13 protein-coding genes and 1 pseudogene are annotated in these 22212 nt (G+C 44.5%); 10 read left to right on the top strand and 4 right to left on the bottom strand.

Translation table 11 applies throughout. The features are described from left to right. Window positions 1–2 precede the first annotated feature (2 nt). The 4 genes from KDN43_RS08650 to KDN43_RS08635 form a co-directional block, all read right to left on the bottom strand. Window positions 3–1172: a PHP domain-containing protein gene (locus KDN43_RS08650; RefSeq protein ID WP_238841571.1), complete on the bottom strand. Its 1170-nt coding sequence runs from the start codon at window positions 1170–1172 to the stop codon at window positions 3–5. 61 nt (window positions 1173–1233) lie between these two features. After that, window positions 1234–3693 carry an alpha-ketoacid dehydrogenase subunit alpha/beta gene (locus KDN43_RS08645; RefSeq protein ID WP_238841570.1) on the bottom strand — a complete coding sequence of 820 codons (2460 nt, stop codon included), beginning with the start codon at window positions 3691–3693 and terminating at the stop codon, window positions 1234–1236. Window positions 3694–4059: 366 nt separating this feature from the next. Beyond that, a complete protein-coding gene (gene lpdA / locus KDN43_RS08640; protein WP_238841569.1) occupies window positions 4060–5415 on the bottom strand; it encodes a dihydrolipoyl dehydrogenase in 1356 nt (451 codons plus the stop codon). A 194-nt stretch (window positions 5416–5609) separates the two neighbouring features. Next, window positions 5610–7028: a dihydrolipoamide acetyltransferase family protein gene (locus tag KDN43_RS08635; protein ID WP_238841568.1), complete on the bottom strand. Its 1419-nt coding sequence runs from the start codon at window positions 7026–7028 to the stop codon at window positions 5610–5612. A 390-nt stretch (window positions 7029–7418) separates the two neighbouring features. On the opposite strand from KDN43_RS08635, the gene rhaB reads away from it, so the two are divergent. The 10 genes and pseudogenes from rhaB (at window position 7419) to KDN43_RS08585 (ending at window position 22205) form a co-directional block, all read left to right on the top strand. After that, a complete protein-coding gene (gene rhaB, locus KDN43_RS08630; protein WP_238869441.1) occupies window positions 7419–8903 on the top strand; it encodes a rhamnulokinase in 1485 nt (494 codons plus the stop codon). A gap of 130 nt (window positions 8904–9033) precedes the next feature. Next, complete coding sequence (locus KDN43_RS08625) at window positions 9034–10299, top strand: L-rhamnose isomerase (protein WP_238841567.1); 1266 nt, start codon at window positions 9034–9036, stop codon at window positions 10297–10299. Between the two features lie 3 nt (window positions 10300–10302). Beyond that, window positions 10303–11331 carry an L-rhamnose/proton symporter RhaT gene (gene rhaT / locus KDN43_RS08620; protein ID WP_238841566.1) on the top strand — a complete coding sequence of 343 codons (1029 nt, stop codon included), beginning with the start codon at window positions 10303–10305 and terminating at the stop codon, window positions 11329–11331. A 171-nt stretch (window positions 11332–11502) separates the two neighbouring features. Next, window positions 11503–12399, top strand: coding sequence for an AraC family transcriptional regulator (locus KDN43_RS08615; RefSeq protein ID WP_238841565.1), 897 nt, complete (start codon window positions 11503–11505; stop codon window positions 12397–12399). A 7-nt stretch (window positions 12400–12406) separates the two neighbouring features. Further along, entirely contained in the window at window positions 12407–14686 is a 2280-nt protein-coding gene (locus KDN43_RS08610) for an alpha-L-rhamnosidase-related protein (protein WP_238841564.1), read from the top strand. A 73-nt stretch (window positions 14687–14759) separates the two neighbouring features. Beyond that, window positions 14760–15458: an alpha-L-rhamnosidase-related protein gene (locus KDN43_RS08605; RefSeq protein WP_238841563.1), complete on the top strand. Its 699-nt coding sequence runs from the start codon at window positions 14760–14762 to the stop codon at window positions 15456–15458. Window positions 15459–15803: 345 nt separating this feature from the next. Then, entirely contained in the window at window positions 15804–17570 is a 1767-nt protein-coding gene (locus tag KDN43_RS08600) for an alpha-L-rhamnosidase-related protein (protein ID WP_238841562.1), read from the top strand. A 505-nt stretch (window positions 17571–18075) separates the two neighbouring features. Further along, window positions 18076–18216: pseudogene (locus KDN43_RS08595) on the top strand (IS4 family transposase); the annotation flags it as partial. Between the two features lie 443 nt (window positions 18217–18659). Continuing rightward, complete coding sequence (locus KDN43_RS08590) at window positions 18660–20483, top strand: hypothetical protein (protein ID WP_238841561.1); 1824 nt, start codon at window positions 18660–18662, stop codon at window positions 20481–20483. Window positions 20484–20549: 66 nt separating this feature from the next. Continuing rightward, window positions 20550–22205 (top strand): beta-N-acetylhexosaminidase, encoded by a 1656-nt coding sequence (locus KDN43_RS08585; RefSeq protein ID WP_238841560.1) that lies wholly within the window; start codon window positions 20550–20552, stop codon window positions 22203–22205. Window positions 22206–22212: the final 7 nt, after the last annotated feature.

Raw genomic sequence — 22212 nt, 5'->3', positions numbered from 1 at the left:
CTTTATTGTTTTCCGACTCTGTTTCTTATTAACTCATCTCCCAATTTCACGAATTCACCTCTTTTCGAGCGGTCAGCGTTTCCCTGTTCATCCACATAACCACTCAGCCCCTGGGTAACCAAATGCTGATGAGCTGCAATAACACACGCCCCTTCGTAGTTTATCCGTATCAATTTATCCGATAATGGAGTCTGGTTGCGGGCAAAAAGTTCAATGGGTTCCATTGACGGAGAATTGTGTTCACTGCCCAGGGTTACGATAAAACCCTGGTCGTGAAGGTACGAAGCATAGTTCTCCAGCAAGTTCATATCGTTTCGGGTGGTAATAAATTCCACGGAATGAAACCCACGCTCGGTCAGTTGTTCTGCTACATGTTCCAAGTCGCGCTCAAAATCTGTATAATTTCCCTGAGCATCATCCGCTAAAAAAGGATATGTAGGTATTCCCCCTGCCTCAAGAATGATTTTGCAAACCGTCTGCATCGGAAGAAAAGCTTCAGCAGTCTCGGGAACAAAAGCCAAGCCGCCAGATTTCAAAAGATTAGCACGGATCTCATTCTCTACACCTGCAAGATTTTCGGTTGTCGATTTCAGCTCTTTCCCATCGAAAATCTCTTTTAGCAGGTTCTTTATACTCGTTGGGTTACCACTGCAGTTTTCGTAAACTTTCAAACGCAAGGCCTTCGCCAGATGACGTTCACGAACAGAACCCTTAGTAAGATTATCTTTAATCCAATCTATATCGAGTATAAATCCGGCATTTTTACCGGTAAGAATTCCGTTCAATTTTTCACACATCGCTTCCACCTGCTTGTTGGCTTTAGTGCGAACATCAGCCAACTGCGATGCAAATGGCTCAGTCAAACGAAACGGACACGCCAAGCCTTTCCCGCTGACATACGTCCGCCCAGGATTCCCGGGATCATTCACCCGCAAACCTGCTTTTTGATCTTCTTCGTTCAGGCTAATAAACTCAATGCCGAATAGGGGATAAAGTCCGCGTTTGCGGCAACCATCCGCCCACTCTTCGTAACCTTCGGTAGTGTAAAAATCGTTGATACCTACCACCTTCACATTCTCTGCGACTGCTCTATCCAGCGCATCGTCTATATCGCTGAAGGCACTAAACGAGTAAGGAGTGTGCAGATGTACGTTTACATTTACAAAGTTCATAGCGGATAAATCATTATAAGCGGCCATAAATAGTCTATTGCATTAATTTTAATTTCTCAGCTTAAACACCTTTTTTCGCCCTTCTGATAATCTCCCCGTTGGTGAAGTTTTGCCCTGCAACATAACCTGCGAAAGGCTGTATCCGCTCATGAATAATATCGATAAACCATCCCGGCTGGGGGAAAAAAGCACTTTCAAGTTCATGTGCCGGGGTTATCCAGTTACGCGAACCCAGCACACAGACAGGGGCATCCAGCCAGTCGAAAGCCAGCTGCCCGATATTGCTTGCCAGATCGTTCAGGAACGAACCTCGGGTGGTAGCATCACCGGCTACGATGATCTTACCTGTCTTCTTAACCGATGCTATCACGTGCTCGTAATTGAAAGGAACCAGCGAGCGGGCATCAATCACTTCGGCACTCATCCCGTACTTCTCTTCCAGTATCTCTGCCGCCTTCAAAGCGGGGTAAAGCGTATGGCCGACAGTAAGGAAAGTAATGTCTTTGCCTTCTTTCTTTACATCCGGCTCACCGATAGGCAGTTCGTAATATCCCTCAGGAACACCCCCTTCATGAAACTGTTCTCCGATATCATAAATACGCTGGCTCTCGAAGAAGATCACCGGGTCGGTTCCCTGAAGCGCAGCGTTCATAAGTCCCTTGGCATCGTAAGGCGTCACGGGGAAACAAACCTTGATGCCCGGAATATGCGCTACAAGCGAGGTCCAGTCCTGTGAGTGCTGAGCACCGTATTTAGAACCGACCGAGACACGTACCACAACAGGCATCTTTAAAACGTTGCCGCTCATTGCCTGCCACTTGGGAAGCTGGTTGAAGATCTCATCACCCGCACGCCCAATGAAATCGCAATACATAATCTCCGGGATTACACGACCACCGCACATCGCATAGCCGATGGCGGTACCTGCGATAGATGCCTCGGAGATGGGCGAGTTGAAAAGACGGTGATAGGGAAGAGACTCGGTGAGCCCACCGTAAACACCAAAAGCACCTCCCCAGTCGCGGTTCTCCTCTCCGTAAGCAATAAGCGATGCATCTTTATAGAAACGGTCGATTATCGCTTCGAAGATCCCGTCACGAAGCTGGAACTGCTTCATCTTGCTGAATGGCTTCCCCTCTGAGTCGAAGGCAAAACGCTCTTTATTAGAGATCTTCTTCACCCTCGGGTTCTCCTCCATCGGCAGCAACACTTCTGGCTTTGCATCCGAGAAAGAATCAACAGAACCGTTCGAGAACATCATATCGCCAATAATTTCAGCATTCTCCATCCTTGGAGAGATTTCATCATCAATCGCTTTAAGGAACATGCCGTTCATCAGCCCTTCTATATCAACACGGATTGAATCAAGATCAGATTGAGAGGCCAAACCTGCATCAATAAGCTGGCGACCGTAGCTGAGGATGCAATCATGGGACTCCCACGCTTCAACCTCTTCTTTGGTACGGTATGAGGAAGCATCGGACGGGGAGTGGCCACTGAAGCGGTAGGTCAGCACGTCAAGCAGTACGGGCCCTCTCTTATCCTCTATTACCTTACGTTTACGCTTATAGGCGTCGATTACCGCCAACGGGTTGTAACCATCAACACGTTCGGCGTGCATCTGATCGGGATTCACCCCGGCGCCCACGCGGGCAGCAATGCCGTAACCCATAGTCTCACCATCGGTCTGCCCTCCCATACCATACTGGTTGTTCATGATGTTGATGATCACCGGCAGGCCACCATTCATATCTCCTTCCCAAAGCTCACGGAACTGGTCCATTGCGGCAAAGGTGATGCCTTCCCAGACAGGGCCGCACGCAAGAGATGCATCGCCGATATTGGCTACAACAAGTCCCGGCTTGCGGTTCACCTTCTTGTAGAGTGCCGCACCAACGGCAATATCTCCGGAGCCACCCACGATAGCATTGTTAGGATAGACACCGAATGGTGTGAAGAAGGCATGCATAGAGCCGCCAAGGCCCTTGTTGAAACCAGTTTCCCGCGCAAAGATCTCGGCAAGGGTACCATAGACCAGAAAGCGGCGCGCAAGTTCCCTGGTTGTCCCGTTGAAATCCTTCTCAACGATTTTCAGAACGGAACCGCCGAAAAACTCCTTCATGATTTTCATCAGTTCCGAGTCAGTAAGCTTATGAATTGCTGACATACCCTTGGCAAGGATTTCGCCATGAGAGCGGTGGCTGCCGAAAATAAAATCATCCACTCCCAGTGTCCATGCCATACCCACGGCTGCGGACTCCTGCCCCACGGACAGATGAGCCGGACCAGGATGGTTGTACTGAGTACCGTTGTATTCTCCCTTGGTTTTTATCAGGTTCAACATGGTCTCGAACTCACGAATCAAAACCATGTCATGGTAAATTGACATGAACTCGCCTGGTGTGAAATTGGCTAACTCATCCTTAACGGTTTTTTGATACTGATTAACCGCAATAGGTTGAAACTCCACGAAGCCGGCCTTGCGGACTTCAGAAGGATCAATGGGTTGTACTTTTGGCATTATATTCTTATTTTTTAGTTGTTGAGTCTGCTAGAAGAAGTCTCAAATTAGAAGATTTCACATCATAATCACTTGAAAATAAAATACTATTTTTTACAAAACGGCTTATTAAAGTGGACTCGTTATTTGTTTGTTTGACTGATTGATTTCAGCAGTTACCCTGTTTGCTCATTTCTGATTGTTTCCCCAGGACCGAATCATCTGGCTGGCCCGTTATCGATCCGGAAGCTAAATGATAAGTGATCAACTTACTCAAACAACATATCAGATAACTGTTGTTTCACCAGAGGGGTCAAGACCGCAAGAAGGGACAGTCTATTTTGGTTCGCCTGTAATGAAAAAGACTTTTCAGAAAATAGTATCAATTTAAAACGAAAAAACGACCTCTTTGAAGATCTCGCTGACCGTGGGATGTGGGAAAACGACCTCCTGCATCTCTTTAAGGGTCATCTCCTGTTCTATTGCAAGGCAGGCGCCGTAGATGATCTCACTGCTGGGGTTTCCCAACATGTGAACCCCGATAACCTCGCCATGCTTCTCTCCCACAAGCACTTTGCAAATTCCGTTGCCACCCTCGTTCTCAGCTACAAAACGACCGGAATATGTCATCTGGAGTTTTGCAACCCTATAAGCAATATTTCTGGACCGGGCGGACTCCTCTGTCTCCCCCACTCCAGCTACTTCAGGATTTGTATAGACCACACCGGGGATGGCATTGTAGCGCATGATATCGTTCCTGCCGGTAAGGTTGTTGACAACAACCTCTCCTTCGCGGCTTGCAGTATGGGCAAGTAACGAAAAGCCCGTAACATCGCCCGCGGCATACACGCCGGGTACATTGGTACGCATCTTCTCATCTACCTTGATACCACCACGCAATAACTCTAATCCCAGGTTTTCCAGACCAAAACCTTGAGTTACCGGGCGTCGCCCAACGCTTAGGAGTATTCTTTCCCCTTCCACATGATGGGTTTCGCCATCTTTATCGAAAACAACACTGTTGCCTTCAACCTGAACCACTTTGGCATTGAGATGGAAGTCAATTCCTTTTTTCGCGTAGATGCTACGCAGCATCGCAGAAATCTCGAAATCGAGGCCTCCCAGGATCTCAGGAAGCATCTCTATAACGGTAACTTTTGTACCCAGGCTGTTGTAGAAACTGGCGAACTCCATACCGATAACCCCGCCACCGATGACCACAAGCGATTCGGGGCGCTCGGTCAACTCCAGTATCTCCCGGTTGGTCAACACGGTATCTCCCGCCTCCCTTAACCCGGGGATGGGAGGAACGGCTGACTCTGAACCGGTGCAGACAAGAAGGTTTCTACCCATGTAACTTTCTCCGTTACAGGTTACTTCAATACCGGATGATGAACGCCCTTTGATAAAGGCTTCACCCTTTACCACGGCAACATGGTTCAATTTCATCTTGTTCTCAACGCCTAGAACTAATTTGCGAACCACCTTCTTTTTACGGGAGACCATCTTCTGATAGTCGAAACGGATGTTATCTCCGAAGACTCCATACTTGTCCCCATGCAATGCATTCTCGTATAGCTTTGCACTGTAGAGTAATGTCTTGGTAGGGATACATCCCTCGTTTAAGCACACCCCGCCTATAGCTTTTTTCTCGAAAAGTACTACCTTTAGTCCCTTTTCACCGGCTCTTTCGGCCGCTACATAACCGGCCGGGCCTCCCCCAATAATCAGTAAATCTATCATAGATGAAAATATTTTTCTCTTCAGTTGTTTGGTTTCAAGTTTTCAGCGGCCTATTTCATTGAGCCGTTGGCCCCTGGTCACTAGTTCAGAATAAATCAACCTCAAACATTGAGCATCAAACCGACTAAAATATAAACATGTTAACATCGAATTCTCAAATCTTCAAATCAGCGAATCAGCTAATCACCGAATTCTCAAGCCAGCACATCAATTTCAAGATTCTCAATCTCCGTAGCTATCTGCTTAAGGAAGCGGGTGGCTTCACCGCCATCAAGCGAGCGATGGTCGTAGGTAAGGCTCAGGCCAATATAGGGGACAAAGGCATAAACGCCGTCACCCATATCTTTAGGACGGGGGACGATGGTATTGACTCCAAGAATGGCGGACTGAGGCAGGTTGATAACCGGTGTAAACATCTCTACCCCGTAGTTACCCAGGTTGGACACGGTGAAGGTGCCCGACTCGGAAGCGAGAATATCGGGATTCACACTACCTCCACGACAGGCCGAAGCAACCTCTTTAAGCTGTAAAGAGAGGCCGGGGAGGGACAGGTCATCAGCATTGCGCACGACAGGCACCATCAAACCACGGTCGGTATCAACGGCAAGGCCGAGGTGAACCTTATTGAAATAACGAATCTTTTCTCCCAGAAAATGACTGTTCACATTGGGGAATTTTTTCAGGGCTTTGATAACCGCGAAGCAGACCATGTCGTTCAGGGTTATGTTTTCTTCCAGAAGACCTTCTTCATGGGCGGCCTTGGCTCTTTTGCGCAGAGACAGGATACGCCTTGCATCGGCTCCAAGATGGTGTGTCAGCTGTGCCGAGTTCTGCAGCGAAGAATGCATCGAGCGGGCAATAAGCTTGCGCATATTAGAGATCTTCCTATCTTCGTAATCTACCCCGTAGGGGGTATCAACCGGCGCACTTAGATCGGAGGCTCGCACTCTGCCGCCAAGGCCGCTACCCGGAGAAAGTGGGGTAAGTACCTGCTGCTCCCAGGACACCTCCCTGGCAAGGGCGGTCATCTTCGGGCGTTTCTCCAGTGCTGACTCCACATCACGTTCCATCACACGGCCACCGGGACCGCTACCCTGAAGAACGGATGCATCAAGTGAATGACGTTCTGCGAGCTTTCCTGCTCGCGGTGTGACGTAATGCCGCTCTACCCGATGAGCACCTGCCGGACTTACAAGGGGCTCTTGCAACGGTGATTCCATGGTTAAACCAGGAGCGGAATGAAAGGTATCACCTGCCTCTATGGCAAGGCCGGCTGATGCTGATCCGGATGAAACGATATCTCCATAGGGAGAAGCTGTTTCATTATCTAAACTCGCTGCCGGGCTTTCGGCAAGCAATGAGGATATATCTTCTCCTGAATCGCCGATAACCATCATATTATCCAATACGGGCACCTCGTCGCCCTCGCCGTAAAAACAGGCCAACACAAATCCATCGACAGGTGACGACTCTTCAAAGCTGGCTTTATCAGTTTCGTAGGAAAACAAAATGTCTCCCTTTTCAACGGAATCACCCTTTTTCTTTTTTATTTCTGTTATGATACAGCTTTCTACAGATTGACCCTGCCTGGGCATGATTATCAATGTTGCCATTTATAAATGATTATCTTTTACAAAAAATACTATGCTGGGATATGCTGACGCAAAGATAGTTATAATCTATAAAAATTACAAAAAATAGCAATTTGCTTGTTTTTCGCGACAATATATTATATAACAGTTTTTCAATAATTATTATTGATTACGATTTACAAATGTATCTAAATTGTCTTTGATACCGTTCTAATAATTGATTTTTATACTATAAATTTTGATATTATTTCTGTAATACTTATTAAAACAGTTATTGATAGTGTTGGCCAGATTTGTTTTTAAAACAATATCAAAAAACGCAGTTAATAAATCATTTTTTTATTGTGAAAATTATGTGTTAACTGTATTTTTGTGAAAATAAATTTAAATAATTTCATATTTAACCTCGAAATGAACAGAGGAAAGTTAACATCTTTTTTAGCCATAGACATTGGCGCCAGCAGCGGAAGAGCCATATTGGGAACTATTCAGGATGAAAGTCTGCAATTGAAGGAGATCAGGCGTTTTCCCAATCCTATAATCGAAATGAATGGCCGTTTGCATTGGGATCTTCTCCATCAGTATCAACAAATTATAACATCGCTGCAAGAGGTTGAATCTGAGCATTTACCAATTATGTCTCTTGGTATCGACACTTGGGGAGTAGATTTCGTTTGTTTCGGAAAGGATGGAGAGCCGTTACGGATGCCTTACAGCTACCGCGACAATCATACTTTTGGAGCACCGGAACATTTTTTCTCAAAAATACCAAAAGAAGAGGTGTACAGAAAGACGGGGATACAAATTATGGACTTTAATACTCTCTTTCAATTAGACACCCAACTGAGACAAAATTCTTCAATTTACCCTGTTATTGACAAGATACTATTTATGCCTGATGCATTGTCCTATCTGTTAACAGGAGAAATGGTGACGGAATACACAATTGCTTCCACTTCGCAAATGGTAAACCCCTACTCCAAAGAATTCGACACTTCACTGCTTGAAGCAGTAAAACTATCCAAAGATCGGTTTGCTCCTGTCGTTTTCTCAGGAACAGAGATTGGAAAGATATCATCATCTGTACAGCGTTTAACCGGGCTGCAGAATATCTCGGTCATTGCTGTTGCCGGTCACGATACCGCTTCAGCAGTACTGGCTGTCCCGGCAGATAATAAGCACTTTGCCTATTTAAGTTCAGGCACCTGGTCGTTAATGGGTATTGAATCTGAAAAACCGGTTATCAACAAAGAGACCTATGCACTTAATTTCACGAACGAAGGAGGTGCCGACGGTTCAATCCGCCTACTAAAGAATATTTGTGGCATGTGGTTGATTGAACAGTGTAAAAAGGAATGGGAAAAAGAAGATCCTGTTACCTATCCAGAAATTGTTAATGCAGCAAAACAGTCTACACCTTTCAAATGCTTTATCAATCCAGATTCACCTTGTTTCACAAGCCCATCATCTATGGTGGAATCTATTCAGGAGTATTGCAGGCAAACCGGTCAATATGTACCGGCATCCATGGGGGAGATTGCACGCTGCATATACGAAAGCCTGGCATTCAGGTATAAACAGGTGTTACAGAATCTTCAGGAGTTGGCCAATTTCCCTATAGAGAAGCTACATATTATTGGCGGTGGCTCAAAAAACAACATGCTTAATTCATTTACTGCCAATGCCATAAATAAGCCGGTAGTTGCTGGCCCATCGGAGGCAACAGCTATCGGGAACATTCTTATGCAGGCTAAGGCAGCGGGACTGGTTAAAAATAAAACTGAGATACGGCGCATAGTCAGCAACTCTTCAGATCTTGAAGTATTTGAACCCTCAGAGGCAGAATTATGGAATGAAAGCTATCAAAGCTATCTGAATGTATATAAAGAGATTTAAGTTTCACCAGTATTAGTTACCAATATATACAAGTAAGTATAACACATTGCTTGTGCATTATAGTTGTCATAATTACACATACGAAAGTTCATAAGGAGATATGAACGATTTTATTTAATGTCAAATAATCATGCAAGGAGAACAGATCAGAAAAGCATATGAGGATGCCAAGGCACAATATGCATCATTGGGAGTGGATATTGATAATGCCATCGAAAAGTTAAACAATCAATCAATTTCGATACATTGCTGGCAGGCTGATGATGTATCGGGGTTTGAAAATCCAGACGGGGAATTGACCGGGGGTATCCAGACTACCGGCAACTATCCGGGAAAAGCGCGCACTATAAGTGAGTTAAGGAGTGACCTCGAAAAAGTGCTTTCACTTATCCCGGGAAAACACAGAATAAGCCTACACGCTACATATGGTGATTTTGGCAACGAATTTGTTGATCGCGATAAGATTGAACCAAAGCATTTTCAGAGCTGGATAGATTGGGCAAAAGAAAAAGGAGTAAAGCTGGACTTTAACTCAACTTTTTTTTCACACAAGAAATCAAATAGCGGTTATACTCTTTCAGATTTTGATCCTGAGATCAGGGGATTCTGGAAAGAACATTTACGCCGGTGTAGAAAAATTGCAGCGGAGATAGGACGTCAGCAGGGTGATCCCTGTATTCATAATATATGGATTCCGGACGGAGAAAAAGATAAAACTGTTTCCCGCTACGAACACAGAAGACTTTTACAGGAGTCGCTTGATGAAGTTTTAGCAGAAAAAATCAGCACCGATTATCTGAAAGATTGTATCGAGTGCAAGCTCTTTGGCATTGGAAGCGAGAGTTATGTAGTGGGTTCACACGAATTCTATATGGGCTATGCTGTTAAAAACAACATGATGCTGACTCTGGATGCCGGACACTTCCACCCGACCGAGGTGATCTCAGATAAAATATCTTCCATGCTGCTCTTTGTTCCCGAACTAAATCTGCATGTAAGTCGTCCTGAACGGTGGGACAGCGATCACGTGGTTATTCTAAGCGATGAGCTGCTGGCTTTATCTCAAGAGATTGTTCGTTCAGGGCATATCAACCGTGTTCACGTTGGACTCGACTATTTCGATGCATCTATCAATCGTATAGGTGCATACGTAGCAGGGATCCGCTCTACACAGAAAGCCATGTTGCAAGCGCTTCTTGAACCGACCCCAAAATTAGTCGAACTGGAAACCCGGAATAAGAATTTTGAACGTTTGGCCTGGTTTGAAGAACTGAAGTCGATGCCATGGAGTGCAGTATATAACTATTATTGCCTGCAACAGGATGTTCCGGTAAGTGATGCATACATCAAAGAGATTCAAGAGTATGAAAATCAGGTAACATCTAAAAGAAATTAAACAATGAATATAATTTTGGGTTTACTGATTATTGCTGTGGGAAGTATGGGCCAATCAAGCTCATACGTCCCCATCAATAAGATCAAGGAGTGGTCCTGGGAAAACTTCTGGTTAACACAGGGAGTTTTTGCATGGTTGATTTTTCCTTTTTTGGGAGCAATCATTGCCAACTCTCTGCCCGAATTGATTGAAATATACACCTCCAATCCGGCTGCATCGTGGCAGACAATCGGATATGGCATGCTATGGGGAATCGGAGGATTGACTTTCGGGTTGAGCATGCGCTATCTGGGAATCGCACTCGGACAATCGGTTGCACTGGGCACTTGTGCCGCTTTCGGAACCCTAATACCGGCATTATTGACAGGAACCGACCTACTCTCTCCAAAGGGATTGATCTTGCTGCTGGCTGTTGCCGTTACATTGGCAGGTATTGCGTTGGTAGGCTATGCAGGAAGTTTACGTTCTAAAAATATGCCGGAAGAAGAACGAAAGAAAGCGATCAAAGATTTTGCACTGAAGAAAGGACTTCTCATAGCATTGCTATCTGGTATAATGAGTGCCTGTTTCAGCTTGGGTTTAAGCGCCGGAATACCCGTAAAAGAGGCATCCATTGCTGCGGGAGCAAGGCAGCTGTTTGCACAGAACCCGGTTACTTTATTGGTCACTCTCGGTGGATTTATAACCAATCTCATCTATTGCCTCTATATGAACCGGAAAAACAAAACCGGAGGAGAAATAAAACGTTCATCAACAAATGTTTTGGTAAACAATTTTCTGTTTTGTGCATTGGCGGGGTTACTTTGGTACTCCCAATTTTTCGGTTTGGGGATGGGACAAAGTTTCTTCGAACCCAATGGTGTAATGATGGCCTTTTCATGGAGTATCCTTATGTCGTTGAACGTGGTTTTCAGCAATGTCTGGGGCATTATCCTGAAGGAGTGGAAAGGAGCAGGAAAAAAAGCCATCACTTTTTTAGCTTTGGGCATGGCGATATTGATCCTTTCTCTGGTGATACCAAATTTATTTTAAATGTTATTCATTTGAAGTGTTTTTTATCCTCCTTGGGTTTATAGAATGTACATAATGCGGCTTTGACTGAAAATATCATAAGTGAAGTCTGCTGCATTATGGTTTGTTTTAATAATTTTAGTATATTTACTCACTTAAACAATAATTTATGCAAACTTAAACAGAAAGTCCATGAGATATAATGATTTCGGTATCGACTTTAAATACCTGTTGGTCAGCGAAAGGGACAAAAAATTCGGGCTTACGATCAATACCGTTGGTTTTCAACCGATAGCTCCACACACACAGTATCCATCCACAGATCACCCCAAAAGCTACTATTTCAGTCCCGACAAAGGGCGCATTTTATCTGAATATCAGATTGTTTACATCAGCAAAGGCAAAGGCACATTTAATTCAGAGGCCACAAAAAAAGTCAATATAACCAAAGGACAGGCTATTATTCTGTTTCCTGGGCAATGGCATACCTATTGTCCTTTGAAAGATACCGGATGGAATGAGTATTATATCGGCTTTGAAGGCAGAATTATCGATAATATAGTTGAGAATGGGTTCATATCACCCTCAAATCAAGTTCTCGATGTTGGTGTTAATGAAGATCTTGTAAACCTGTTCTCGACTGCCATAAAAGTGGCAAAAGAAGATAAAACGGCAGCTCAGCAAAATTTGGCTGGTATTGCTTTCAATATTTTAGGGACTATACTGTCGTTAGCTCAAAACAAAAACTTCGAAACAAAGGATAAAGCCCAAAAGATAGAACGGGCAAAGGTAATAATGCTCGAAAATATTCATAAAAATATAGATATCAAAGGCATCGCCAATAATCTGGGAATAAGCTACTCTCTGTTCAGAAAAGCTTTTAAAGAATACACCGGATATGCTCCGGCGCAATACTTTCAGGAGTTAAAATTAAAAAAGGCCAAGGAGTTATTGACAGAAACCGACTTTTCAATAAAAGAGATCTCTTATGAGTTGAACTTCAGTTCTTATGAATATTTTTTATCTTTCTTCAAGAAAAGAGTCGGCTCCACTCCTCTGGAATACAGAAATTCAGGAAGAGTAAAATAGAAATTTCATGTACATCAGAAAAAATATTTTATTATTCATTGTATTTTTATCGGTTTGTTTGCAAGTCAGCGGCCAAGAGGAATCATCTCCATACGGCTTAACAGTTAATTTGCTGGCACATCCGGAACAAGTATATTTAAACGGATACCCCGTATCAACAATACTTGGTGATGCCATAACACAAAAAGAAAATTACCAATTTACCGAAATAAGGACCTCTCACCCTGTCTTCGGGTGGATAGTCTCCTCCGGGACAAACAACACGAAACAAAATTCCTACCGGATACTTGTTGCATCCGACAAAGAGTTATTGGCGCGTGATTCCGCAGATCTGTGGGATACAGGTAAAATAAACAGCGCACAGTCAATTAATATTCCTTACAAGGGGAAACAACTTAGTCCAGGCACAATCTATTACTGGAAGGCAAAGACGTGGGATAATCACGATCGGGAGTCTGCTTTTTCCTACATTGCATGTTTCAAGACAGCCGAATCTCTCACAAATTATTTCACAGACAGATATCCCATCCAAAAAAAGGATGATTATCCTACCCGACTTGTAATGGTGGATGAAAACTGCTATTTTGCAGACTTCGGGAAAGCATCTTTCGGGAGATTGCGAGTCAACCTATTCTCCAAAACCGGCACCGACAGTGTACATATTCATTTAGGAGAGTCGATGAAAAACGGCAGGATAGACCGATCTCCAGGAGGTTCTCTACGTTATTCAAATTATAAGGTGAAGCCTCAACAAGGGTGGAATACCTATGTGATTGCTATTGGTCCCGACAAACGAAATACCGGATCTCAAGCAGTGCTGATTCCCGAATATATTGGTGAGGTTACTCCCTTTCGTTACTGTGAGATTGAGAACTATAACCACGCCATGGAGGAAAAAGACGTGATAAGGGAAACAGCTTTCTATCCCTTTAACGAGCACGACTCATACTTTCACAGTTCAGATAGTATATTGAATAAGATATGGGATATTAGTAAATATTCCATAAAAGCCACATCATTTCTGGGTGTATATATTGATGGGGATCGGGAAAGAATCCCCTATGAGGCTGATGCTCTGATAAACCAATTGTCGCATTACTGTGTGGCCCGCGAATACAGCATGGCAAGATATACACACGAATATCTGATTAGAAAGCCAACCTGGCCAACGGAATGGATACTTCAATCCGTTCTTATGGCATGGGAAGATTTTATGTTTACCGGAAACAGACAATCCATAGAGTATTATTATGAAGATCTAAAAGCCAAAACATTAACCATGCTTGCAGACGAAGAGGGCTTCATAAGTACTCGTACCGGAAAGGTAACACCTGAAGTATTGGAATCAATACACTTCAAAGGACAATTGCGTGATATTGTTGACTGGCCGCATACCGGTATTTTAGGTCTGGAAAAGGAAGAAGGAGGAGAAACCGACGGATTTGTCTTTACCGATATCAACACAGTGGTTAATTCATTCCACTACAAGGCATTAACACTAATGGCACGTATTGCCGAAGTGTTGGGAAAAGCAAGTGATCAAAAGTTTTACAGCGAACGGGCTAAACAACTTAAACAATCATTCAATGAACGTCTTTTTGATAAAAAGAGAGGTGTGTATATCGACGGCATCGGCACTGATCACGTGTCACTTCACGCGAACATGTTTCCTCTTGCGTTCGGATTGATTTCCGAAAAACATATCAATAGTGTGTTGGAATTTATCCGCTCACGAGGGATGGCTTGCAGTGTATATGGATCCCAGTTCCTTCTCGATGGCATATATAACGCTCATGATGCCGGATATGGGCTGCAGCTACTTACTTCCACAGGTGAACGAAGCTGGTACAATATGATCCGTGCCGGCTCCACCATTACAATGGAAGCATGGGACAATAAATATAAACCCAACCAGGACTGGAGCCATGCATGGGGAGCAGCTCCTGCAAACCTGATTCCGCGCAAGCTGATGGGGATAGAACCTCTTGAGCCGGGATTCAAAAAGATCAGAATCAAACCCCAACCCTCAAAGCTCGAACATGCCGAAATCAAACTCCCGACAATCCGGGGCAATGTCCAGGTTAGTTTTACAAACAACCCGGACCAATCATTCCGGCTCGAGGTAAGCATTCCGGCCAACACCACCGCGGATATCTATCTCCCCTTCTATTCGGTAAAACAGGTCATAAGTAAAGACAACAACCCCATTTCCTATCGAAAGCAGGGGGATTTCTCTGTCATAGATAATATTGGTTCGGGGAATTGGATTTTTATGGTAAAGAGATAATCTACAGCGCTTATCAGACGCCATCACCGTCGATAATCTTACCAAGTTATTAAGTCATGGTTTTAACTAAAAAATGCAAATAAAATACTTCTTTTTGATAACAGCATTATTAAGCCAGGTAATGGTTGCAGAGAATCCTGTCAGACCGGTTGTCTCCGACAAGTTACATGCTTCCCATTCTACAGAAATTATGGGGTATATGGGGAATAAATTTACCTTATCGTATAACAACAGGATACTTGCTCAGGATATCGAAAAACTCATTCACCCATTTACTTTAAGAGACGGACACAGTTGTTGGCAAGGCGAATTTTTTGGAAAATGGTTCACCTCTGATGTTCTCGCATATAAATACAAACCGGCTCAAACACTGTCTGAAATCCTAAAAAGGGCTGCTGCCGGATTGATCGACACCCAAACATCCGACGGTTATATAGGAAACTATGCACCTGATAGTCATCTCAACGCTTGGGATATTTGGGACCGAAAATACTGCATGCTGGGATTACTCTCCTATTATAACCTGACAAAAGATACAAAAGCCCTGAATGCGGCAGCAAAGGAAGCAGATTTTCTGATGCAGGACATTCGCGATGCACAGTTGCCGAACGGCCTGGTGACGAGTATTGCTCCCGAAGACGTAGTTTTTAACGGCGGATTTCTGGACTCCCCCGAATGGGGAAGCGCCAGCGTTATTTTTCCGTTTATCTACTACGAGTTTTACGGCGACAACTCGCTGATCGTGGAATATTTCGATGTAATGCAAAGGTAGGTCGACTACCTGACCACAACAGCAAAAGACCACATCGTTTCGCACGTGTTGTCCGATTGGCGCGATTACCGGGAAGATCAGCCTTATGGCGTATCGCACAATACCTCCCATATCATTATCCGCAATACAACGGTACGAATTCGTTTTTTATTCGATCGCATGATTCACCTGGATGCAGTGTTCACAGCCGGATCAATATCTCACAAACCCGCTGAAAACAACAAATGGGACATTCATTCCCATCGAGGATCCTTTTTTAGATCTTTGCAAGATTTGCTTGAAGCATCATTCAAATACAATAAACAAACAATTCATTAATTATAACAGTACATTTGAAACTTTTTTATGAAAAAAATCTTAATTACTTTATCGCTAATCGTTGCTCTTGCAACCAATACAACTGCTCAGCTGAATATTCTGAAGAATCAATTTAAACAGAACCTGCGACAGGATGAAATTATCAGAAGTTATGTAACACCCGTAAAAATCATCTGGCAATCAGATACGGAAGGGAAGCAGGTTATCAAACCGGAAGCACTCCTGACCCGCTTTGACGGTCAACTTTCAACCAGCGGTGCAGGAATGTGTATGCTCAGGTCGGATGATGATAAACAGGCTTCCGTCTTGCTGGATTTCGGTACTGAACTGTACGGAGGCATTGAGATCGCGGCAGCAATCAGGGGGGAAAAGAAACCGATCAAGGTCAGGGTTCGCCTGGGGGAGTCGGTGTCGGAAGCCATGAGTGATGCCATCGACAACAGCCGCCCCGGGATGCAGTCGGCCACCAACGAACACTCACTGAGGGATTTCACGTTGGAAATACCTTGGTTGGGAACCGTTGAAATCGGTAATTCGGGCTTTCGCTTTGTACGCATCGACCTGCTGGATAAGGAGGTAGAATTTCCTCTCCGAGCTGTAAGGGCAATTGCGCGATACCGGGATATCCCCTACTTAGGATCATTCAAATCCAGTGATGAACGGTTGAATAAAATCTGGGAAACGGGAGCCTATACCGTACACCTCAACATGCAGGATTACCTGTGGGACGGGATAAAACGTGACCGGCTGGTCTGGGTAGGAGATATGCATCCTGAGGTGATGACCATCAACAGCGTTTTTGGAGACAATGAAGTAGTGAGGAAGAGTCTCGACTTCGCCCGGGATACCACTCCTCTGCCAGGATGGATGAACGGAATCTCCTCTTATTCGCTCTGGTGGATCATTCTCCACAGAGACTACTATTTACACCAGGGTGACATGGCTTATCTGAAAGCACAACAAAGCTACCTCAAAAAACTCATTCCCCAGATTACATCCAGGGTTTCAGGAGGAAAGGAAAACCTGGATGGGGGCCGTTTTCTGGACTGGCCAACAGCAGAAAACGAAGCGGTAATCCATTCAGGCTTGCAGGCCCTTACTTTGCTGACCATGGAGGCTGGAGCCGATATTGCCACCTGGTTAGGTGATCAGGAATTGAAAAACCTATGCACAACTACAGCCAAAGCACTTAAGAAACACTCCCCATCCGACCAGGGAAACAAACAGGCGGCAGCGCTACTATCGCTGGTGAATCTCATACCTTCGAAAAAAGCGGCAGATGTGATTCTTAAAGATGGAGCAAACGATTTTGCCACCTTCTACGGGTATTACATGCTGGAAGCCCTGGCCAAAGCAGGGAAGTATCAGGAGGCCATGGACATCATTTCTGACTACTGGGGAGCAATGCTTGACCTTGGTGCCACCACCTTCTGGGAAAACTTTGTATATGCGGAAAGGGTGAATGCAACAAGAATCGATCAGTTATCCATCTCTGACAAGTTCGATATCCACGCCGATGGAGGCGCCCATTGCTACATCGGTTTACGGGGCAGTCTTTGTCACGGATGGGCTTCCGGACCCACGTCTTGGCTCACGGCTCATGTATTGGGAATCAAAGTAATGGAGTCGGGATCCAAAGTGATACAAATCCGTCCCAACCTCGGTAATCTTCAATATGCAGAAGGAACTTACCCAACTCCGTATGGCATTATAAAAGTGAAACATGTGAAACAGGCAAACGGGAAAGTGACCAGTGAGATTGAAGCTCCGGATGAGATAAAAATCATCCGGTAACAAACTTAAAAGTTTTTAGCCCCATCATCATATGTACAAGCAACTCTCGTTTCTCTTTTTGTGGCTTTGCTGGATCCAGCTCTCAGCGAACAGTTCTTCCCAAAAGATTGTCAACATTGCCCATCCCTCATGGGGGACGACAGTAACTGCGTCGTCAACATATTCCTCACAACACGGTGTTTATAACCTGACCGATGATCGGTTTGAAAAAGGAAACAGTTGGCTCAGCGATCCCTTCAACTCAGCGATCAACGGCATGCCCCAGTGTTTGTGGATGACATGAAGAAGATGAGACCAATCATTAGGGGATTCTTGGTCAGTCAACGGCAGTATGACCATGGAATAGAGCCCAAACTTGTGGTCTTCTCGGTCAGTAAAGACAATGTATAATGTGAAACGGTACTTGAAGTAACGAACATGTCGAACGATTAAAAAAATGAACTGGATTACAGGACAACTGATCCGGCACCAGGTCGTTACCTGAAAGGTTCTCACCATTGCTGAACTTCATAGGGAGAGGTGGGAAGTTGTGCTTTCCTTCAAATGAATAAAACAACATCTGCATATCAAATCATTTTATGGCACTTCTGAAAATGCCGTCTATACCCAGATATGGATAGCCGTATGTGTGTTCTTGCTTTTAGCATTGGCCAAGAAAAATATGCACATCGAAGGACCCTCACTTTATATGATTTCTCAAACCATGGGAACGATGAATAAGTACCAACTGTTTAAACTTTATCGGCCATTTTTCTTAACTTATTTATCAATTCTATCAGTTATTGTTAACCTTGATGCTTTACATTTGCATAAACTTTACAAAATCAAAGGTCATTCTATACATTTTTCTAAAATCCTCATATGAAGTATTCACTTGTCATCTCTGATTTACCCGATTAATGCTAATATGACTAAAAATTAAAGACGTTGGACACATCTTAGTTAATCAATAATAATCTTCAAAAAAGACACAATTAAAAGAGTATTCTAAATTACTTACAAAAGTATCGAAGGCTTGATATCTTCTAAAAGGAATCACAATATGTTAAAAATAAATTTTTCCAACAATATCATTTACAAAAACAAAAAATGAATTCCTATACTAGGGCACGCACCTTACGACGCAATTTACTCATCCTCTTCATGCTGCTTATCACAAATCAATTCATTGCAGCCCAAAAAGTTGACAGCGACAAATGGTCCGTTACCGATGCACTGAACAGAAAAGTCAGGGAATACCCTGATGCGGGCGATAAGAGGGAGAAGTTTGTGGCCATATTTTATTGGACCTGGCATCAGGGAAAGGATGATACTACCATTACGGTTAAAAACATCACCGAGATTATCCGTATGCACCCCGAAGCCATGAAGGATTACAACCATCCTGCATGGGGAAAAACAAAACCTGGATTCTTTTACTGGGAACAGCCATTGCTGGGTTATTACAGGACTACCGATCCCTGGGTATTGAGAAAACATGCCGAAATGTTGGCGGATGCCAAGGTTGATGCGGTCTTCTTTGACTGTACAAACGGAAGCCTTACCTGGGTGGAATCATACGAAGCACTGATGAAAACCTGGGATCAGGCCCAAAAGGATGGAGTCAACGTGCCTAAGATCGCATTTATGCTACCCTTCGGTCCCGTTCCGCACTCGCTGGTCTCCCTCAGACAATTGTATCGGGATCTATACAAACCCGGAAGGTACAAGAACCTCTGGTTTAACTGGAAAGGGAAACCGATAATCATGGCTTATCCCGACAATCTCACCAGCTCCGAAGAGGACAGGGCGATTGCAGATTTCTTCACCTTCAGGCCCGGTCAGCCTGACTATGTAGACGGACCAAAACGAAAAGATCAGTGGGCGTGGCTGGAAAATTATCCCCAAAAAGGGTATGTTCCGCAACAGGACGGGACCTTCGAGCAGGTGGCTGTGGGAGTGGCACAGAATGCCGCACCCGAGACCAAGGGTCATTGCAGTGCCTTCAACCTTCCCGGCTCACAGGGAAGAGACTTCTCCTTCCGGAACGGATTCGATCCCCGGGTTGACGGTTATCTTTATGGATGGAACTTCCAGGAACAGTGGGAGCGTGCTTTTGAAATAGACCCCGAACTGGTATTTGTCACGGGATGGAACGAGTTTATCGCAAGTCAGTGGCTTCCCGAACATAACTGGACCGGCGATCCCTTCTCTTTCGTGGATCAGTTTGACTGGAAAAGAAGCAGGGACATCGAGCCCAACAAGGGATGGGGTGATAAGGGAGATGTCTGTTACCTGCAACTGGTTGACAATGTGAGAAAGTTCAAGGGAATGACACCTCCGGAAAAAACCTCCGTCCCAAAAACCATAAAGATTGGGAAACCCAATCAGTGGGACGATGTAACACCGGTCTACGACCATTACAAAGGAAATACCTTTTATCGTGACCACGTGGGCAGGAACAACACCTACTACACCAACCGTACAGGAAGAAACGACATTACTAAAGCCAAAGTTGCCAGAGACTGGCAGTTTATTTATTTCTATGTGGAAACCGCCGGGAAACTTTCTTCACGAAAAGATCCCAACTGGATGATGCTGTTTATCGATATCGACAGGGATAAATCTACCGGATGGAATGGTTACGATTACATAATCAACCGCCAGAGTCCAACGCCAAAAAAGGTGATTGTGGAAAAAAATATCGGTAATCGATGGGAATGGAAAGAGGTCAACAGGAAGCCTTATGTGGTAAACGGTAACCGACTCGAGATCAAGATCGACCGAGAGACCCTCGGAATGAAGGGAAAAGCACTCGATTTTGAATTCAAGTGGAACGACAATATGCAGGAAAATGGGAACATCATGGATTTCTACGTGAACGGGGACACTGCTCCGGGAGGAAGATTCAATTTTGTCTATAAAGTGGAATAGCGTATGCTATCGTAGTTTTTCGTTCACATTTCTGCTGATTTCAACTAACATTATAAAAATACCTTTATGAGTACGCGATTGAATTTTTTGGTCTATCTATTTCTTTTTTCCGCAACTGGTTTGTTTGCAAACGACCGGGACGGTTTGCCGATTGTACCCAAACCCCAGCAGGGAACCATTGCAGAAACGTATATCACTTTCGATAATGAATGGGAAGTTTACATTGATCCTGAAGCAAAGGAGGCCTCCGATTATGTAACATCTGTACTGAAAGAGTGTGGCGTGCAGGCTCGTTTTACAGCGAGGAAAAATAGCGCCGATTTAATTCTCGATATCCAACAGAAAATATCAAAAAATCGGGAAGCATATCATCTATCTGTTTACAAAAACAGGAAGATCCGGGTATTGGCTGCCTCCCGTAACGGATTACTCTATGCCCTTCAGTCCCTGCGACAAATCATCTCCCGTTCGGGAAACGGGATTACTCTCCCCGTCTGCCGGATAATGGACGAACCCGCTTTTCCATGGCGTGCATTTATGCTCGATGAAAGTCGGCACTTTCAAGGGATGGAAACGGTGAAAAAACTTCTCGACGAGATGAGTTACCTGAAAATGAACATCTTTCACTGGCACCTGGTGGATGATCCGGGGTGGAGAATTGAGATAAAAAAATATCCGGAGTTAACAGCAATCGGATCCAAACGCGATTTTTCACACCGCGATTTAACGCTCGAACAGTGGAACAAACAATTTCCGGAGAGAAAGATGCATTACTCCCAGGATGAGATTCGCGAGATCGTGCGATACGCCGGCGAAAGGGGTATTCAGGTCGTACCTGAAATTGAGGTACCCGGTCATGCGTCTGCCTCAATCGCTGCATATCCCTGGCTCGGGGCAAGCAGCAAACTGCAGGGAAGCGGTATCTGGGGCGATCTTTATGATGTCACCGATCCGAAGGTAGAGGCATTTATTCGCGATGTTTTAGATGAAGTCATAACACTATTTCCATCAAAAATCATACATATCGGTGGCGATGAAGCCAACTACACCCATTGGGAGAATAATCCGCAGATCATACAGTTTATGGAGGATACGGGAATCCCGACCTTTGCAGATCTGCAGGTATGGTCAATCAACCGTTTCTCTAAATACCTGGAGTCGAAAGGAGTACGCATGATGGGATGGAACGAAATCACTGGCGACAACATCCGCGGTGAGGCCCATCTCAAAGCAAGCCAATCGGAAAAACTGGCCGAAGGGACATTGGTTCATTTTTGGGATGGGGACATCATCCTGATCAACAAAGCCATCGACGAAGGCTATGATGTGGTAAATTCAAACCGGCATTACACCTACCTGGATTACTCCTACGAAGTAACCCCTCTTGAAAAAGCCTATTCGTTTCATCCGCTACCCGAGGAGTTGGCAAAAGAGAAAGCCTCAAAGATTACCGGACTCGGTTGCCAGATGTGGGGTGAATATACCCCGGACCTGACGCGGTTGTACTATCAAACGTTTCCGCGCATTGCAGCCTATGCAGAATGCGGATGGACAAAAGCCGAAAACAAAAACTACGATGAGTTCCGCAACCGTGTGAAAAATACCGAACATCGGTGGCGGAAAATGGGTTACTTAAACCAGCAACCCGCTTATTCGGTTCAGGATGACACCTTTACTTTGAGGCAACTCCCTTCACAAAGCGGTGGAACGGGCAGCTTTTAAATATTCA

This window comes from Proteiniphilum propionicum (assembly GCF_022267555.1).
GTDB classification, from domain to species: domain Bacteria; phylum Bacteroidota; class Bacteroidia; order Bacteroidales; family Dysgonomonadaceae; genus Proteiniphilum; species Proteiniphilum propionicum.
This window is presented reverse-complemented; position numbering and strand designations above follow the sequence as displayed.

Excerpts from the sequence above, each read along its gene's own strand:
- KDN43_RS08650 (WP_238841571.1), bottom strand. The coding sequence starts at position 1,172 with ATGAACTTTGTAAATGTAAACGTACATCTGCACACTCCTTACTCGTTT.
- KDN43_RS08645 (WP_238841570.1), bottom strand. The coding sequence starts at position 3,693 with ATGCCAAAAGTACAACCCATTGATCCTTCTGAAGTCCGCAAGGCCGGC.
- lpdA (WP_238841569.1), bottom strand. The coding sequence starts at position 5,415 with ATGATAGATTTACTGATTATTGGGGGAGGCCCGGCCGGTTATGTAGCG.
- KDN43_RS08635 (WP_238841568.1), bottom strand. The coding sequence starts at position 7,028 with ATGGCAACATTGATAATCATGCCCAGGCAGGGTCAATCTGTAGAAAGC.
- rhaB (WP_238869441.1), top strand. The coding sequence starts at position 7,419 with ATGAACAGAGGAAAGTTAACATCTTTTTTAGCCATAGACATTGGCGCC.
- KDN43_RS08625 (WP_238841567.1), top strand. The coding sequence starts at position 9,034 with ATGCAAGGAGAACAGATCAGAAAAGCATATGAGGATGCCAAGGCACAA.
- rhaT (WP_238841566.1), top strand. The coding sequence starts at position 10,303 with ATGAATATAATTTTGGGTTTACTGATTATTGCTGTGGGAAGTATGGGC.
- KDN43_RS08615 (WP_238841565.1), top strand. The coding sequence starts at position 11,503 with ATGAGATATAATGATTTCGGTATCGACTTTAAATACCTGTTGGTCAGC.
- KDN43_RS08610 (WP_238841564.1), top strand. The coding sequence starts at position 12,407 with ATGTACATCAGAAAAAATATTTTATTATTCATTGTATTTTTATCGGTT.
- KDN43_RS08605 (WP_238841563.1), top strand. The coding sequence starts at position 14,760 with ATGCAAATAAAATACTTCTTTTTGATAACAGCATTATTAAGCCAGGTA.
- KDN43_RS08600 (WP_238841562.1), top strand. The coding sequence starts at position 15,804 with ATGAAAAAAATCTTAATTACTTTATCGCTAATCGTTGCTCTTGCAACC.
- KDN43_RS08590 (WP_238841561.1), top strand. The coding sequence starts at position 18,660 with ATGAATTCCTATACTAGGGCACGCACCTTACGACGCAATTTACTCATC.
- KDN43_RS08585 (WP_238841560.1), top strand. The coding sequence starts at position 20,550 with ATGAGTACGCGATTGAATTTTTTGGTCTATCTATTTCTTTTTTCCGCA.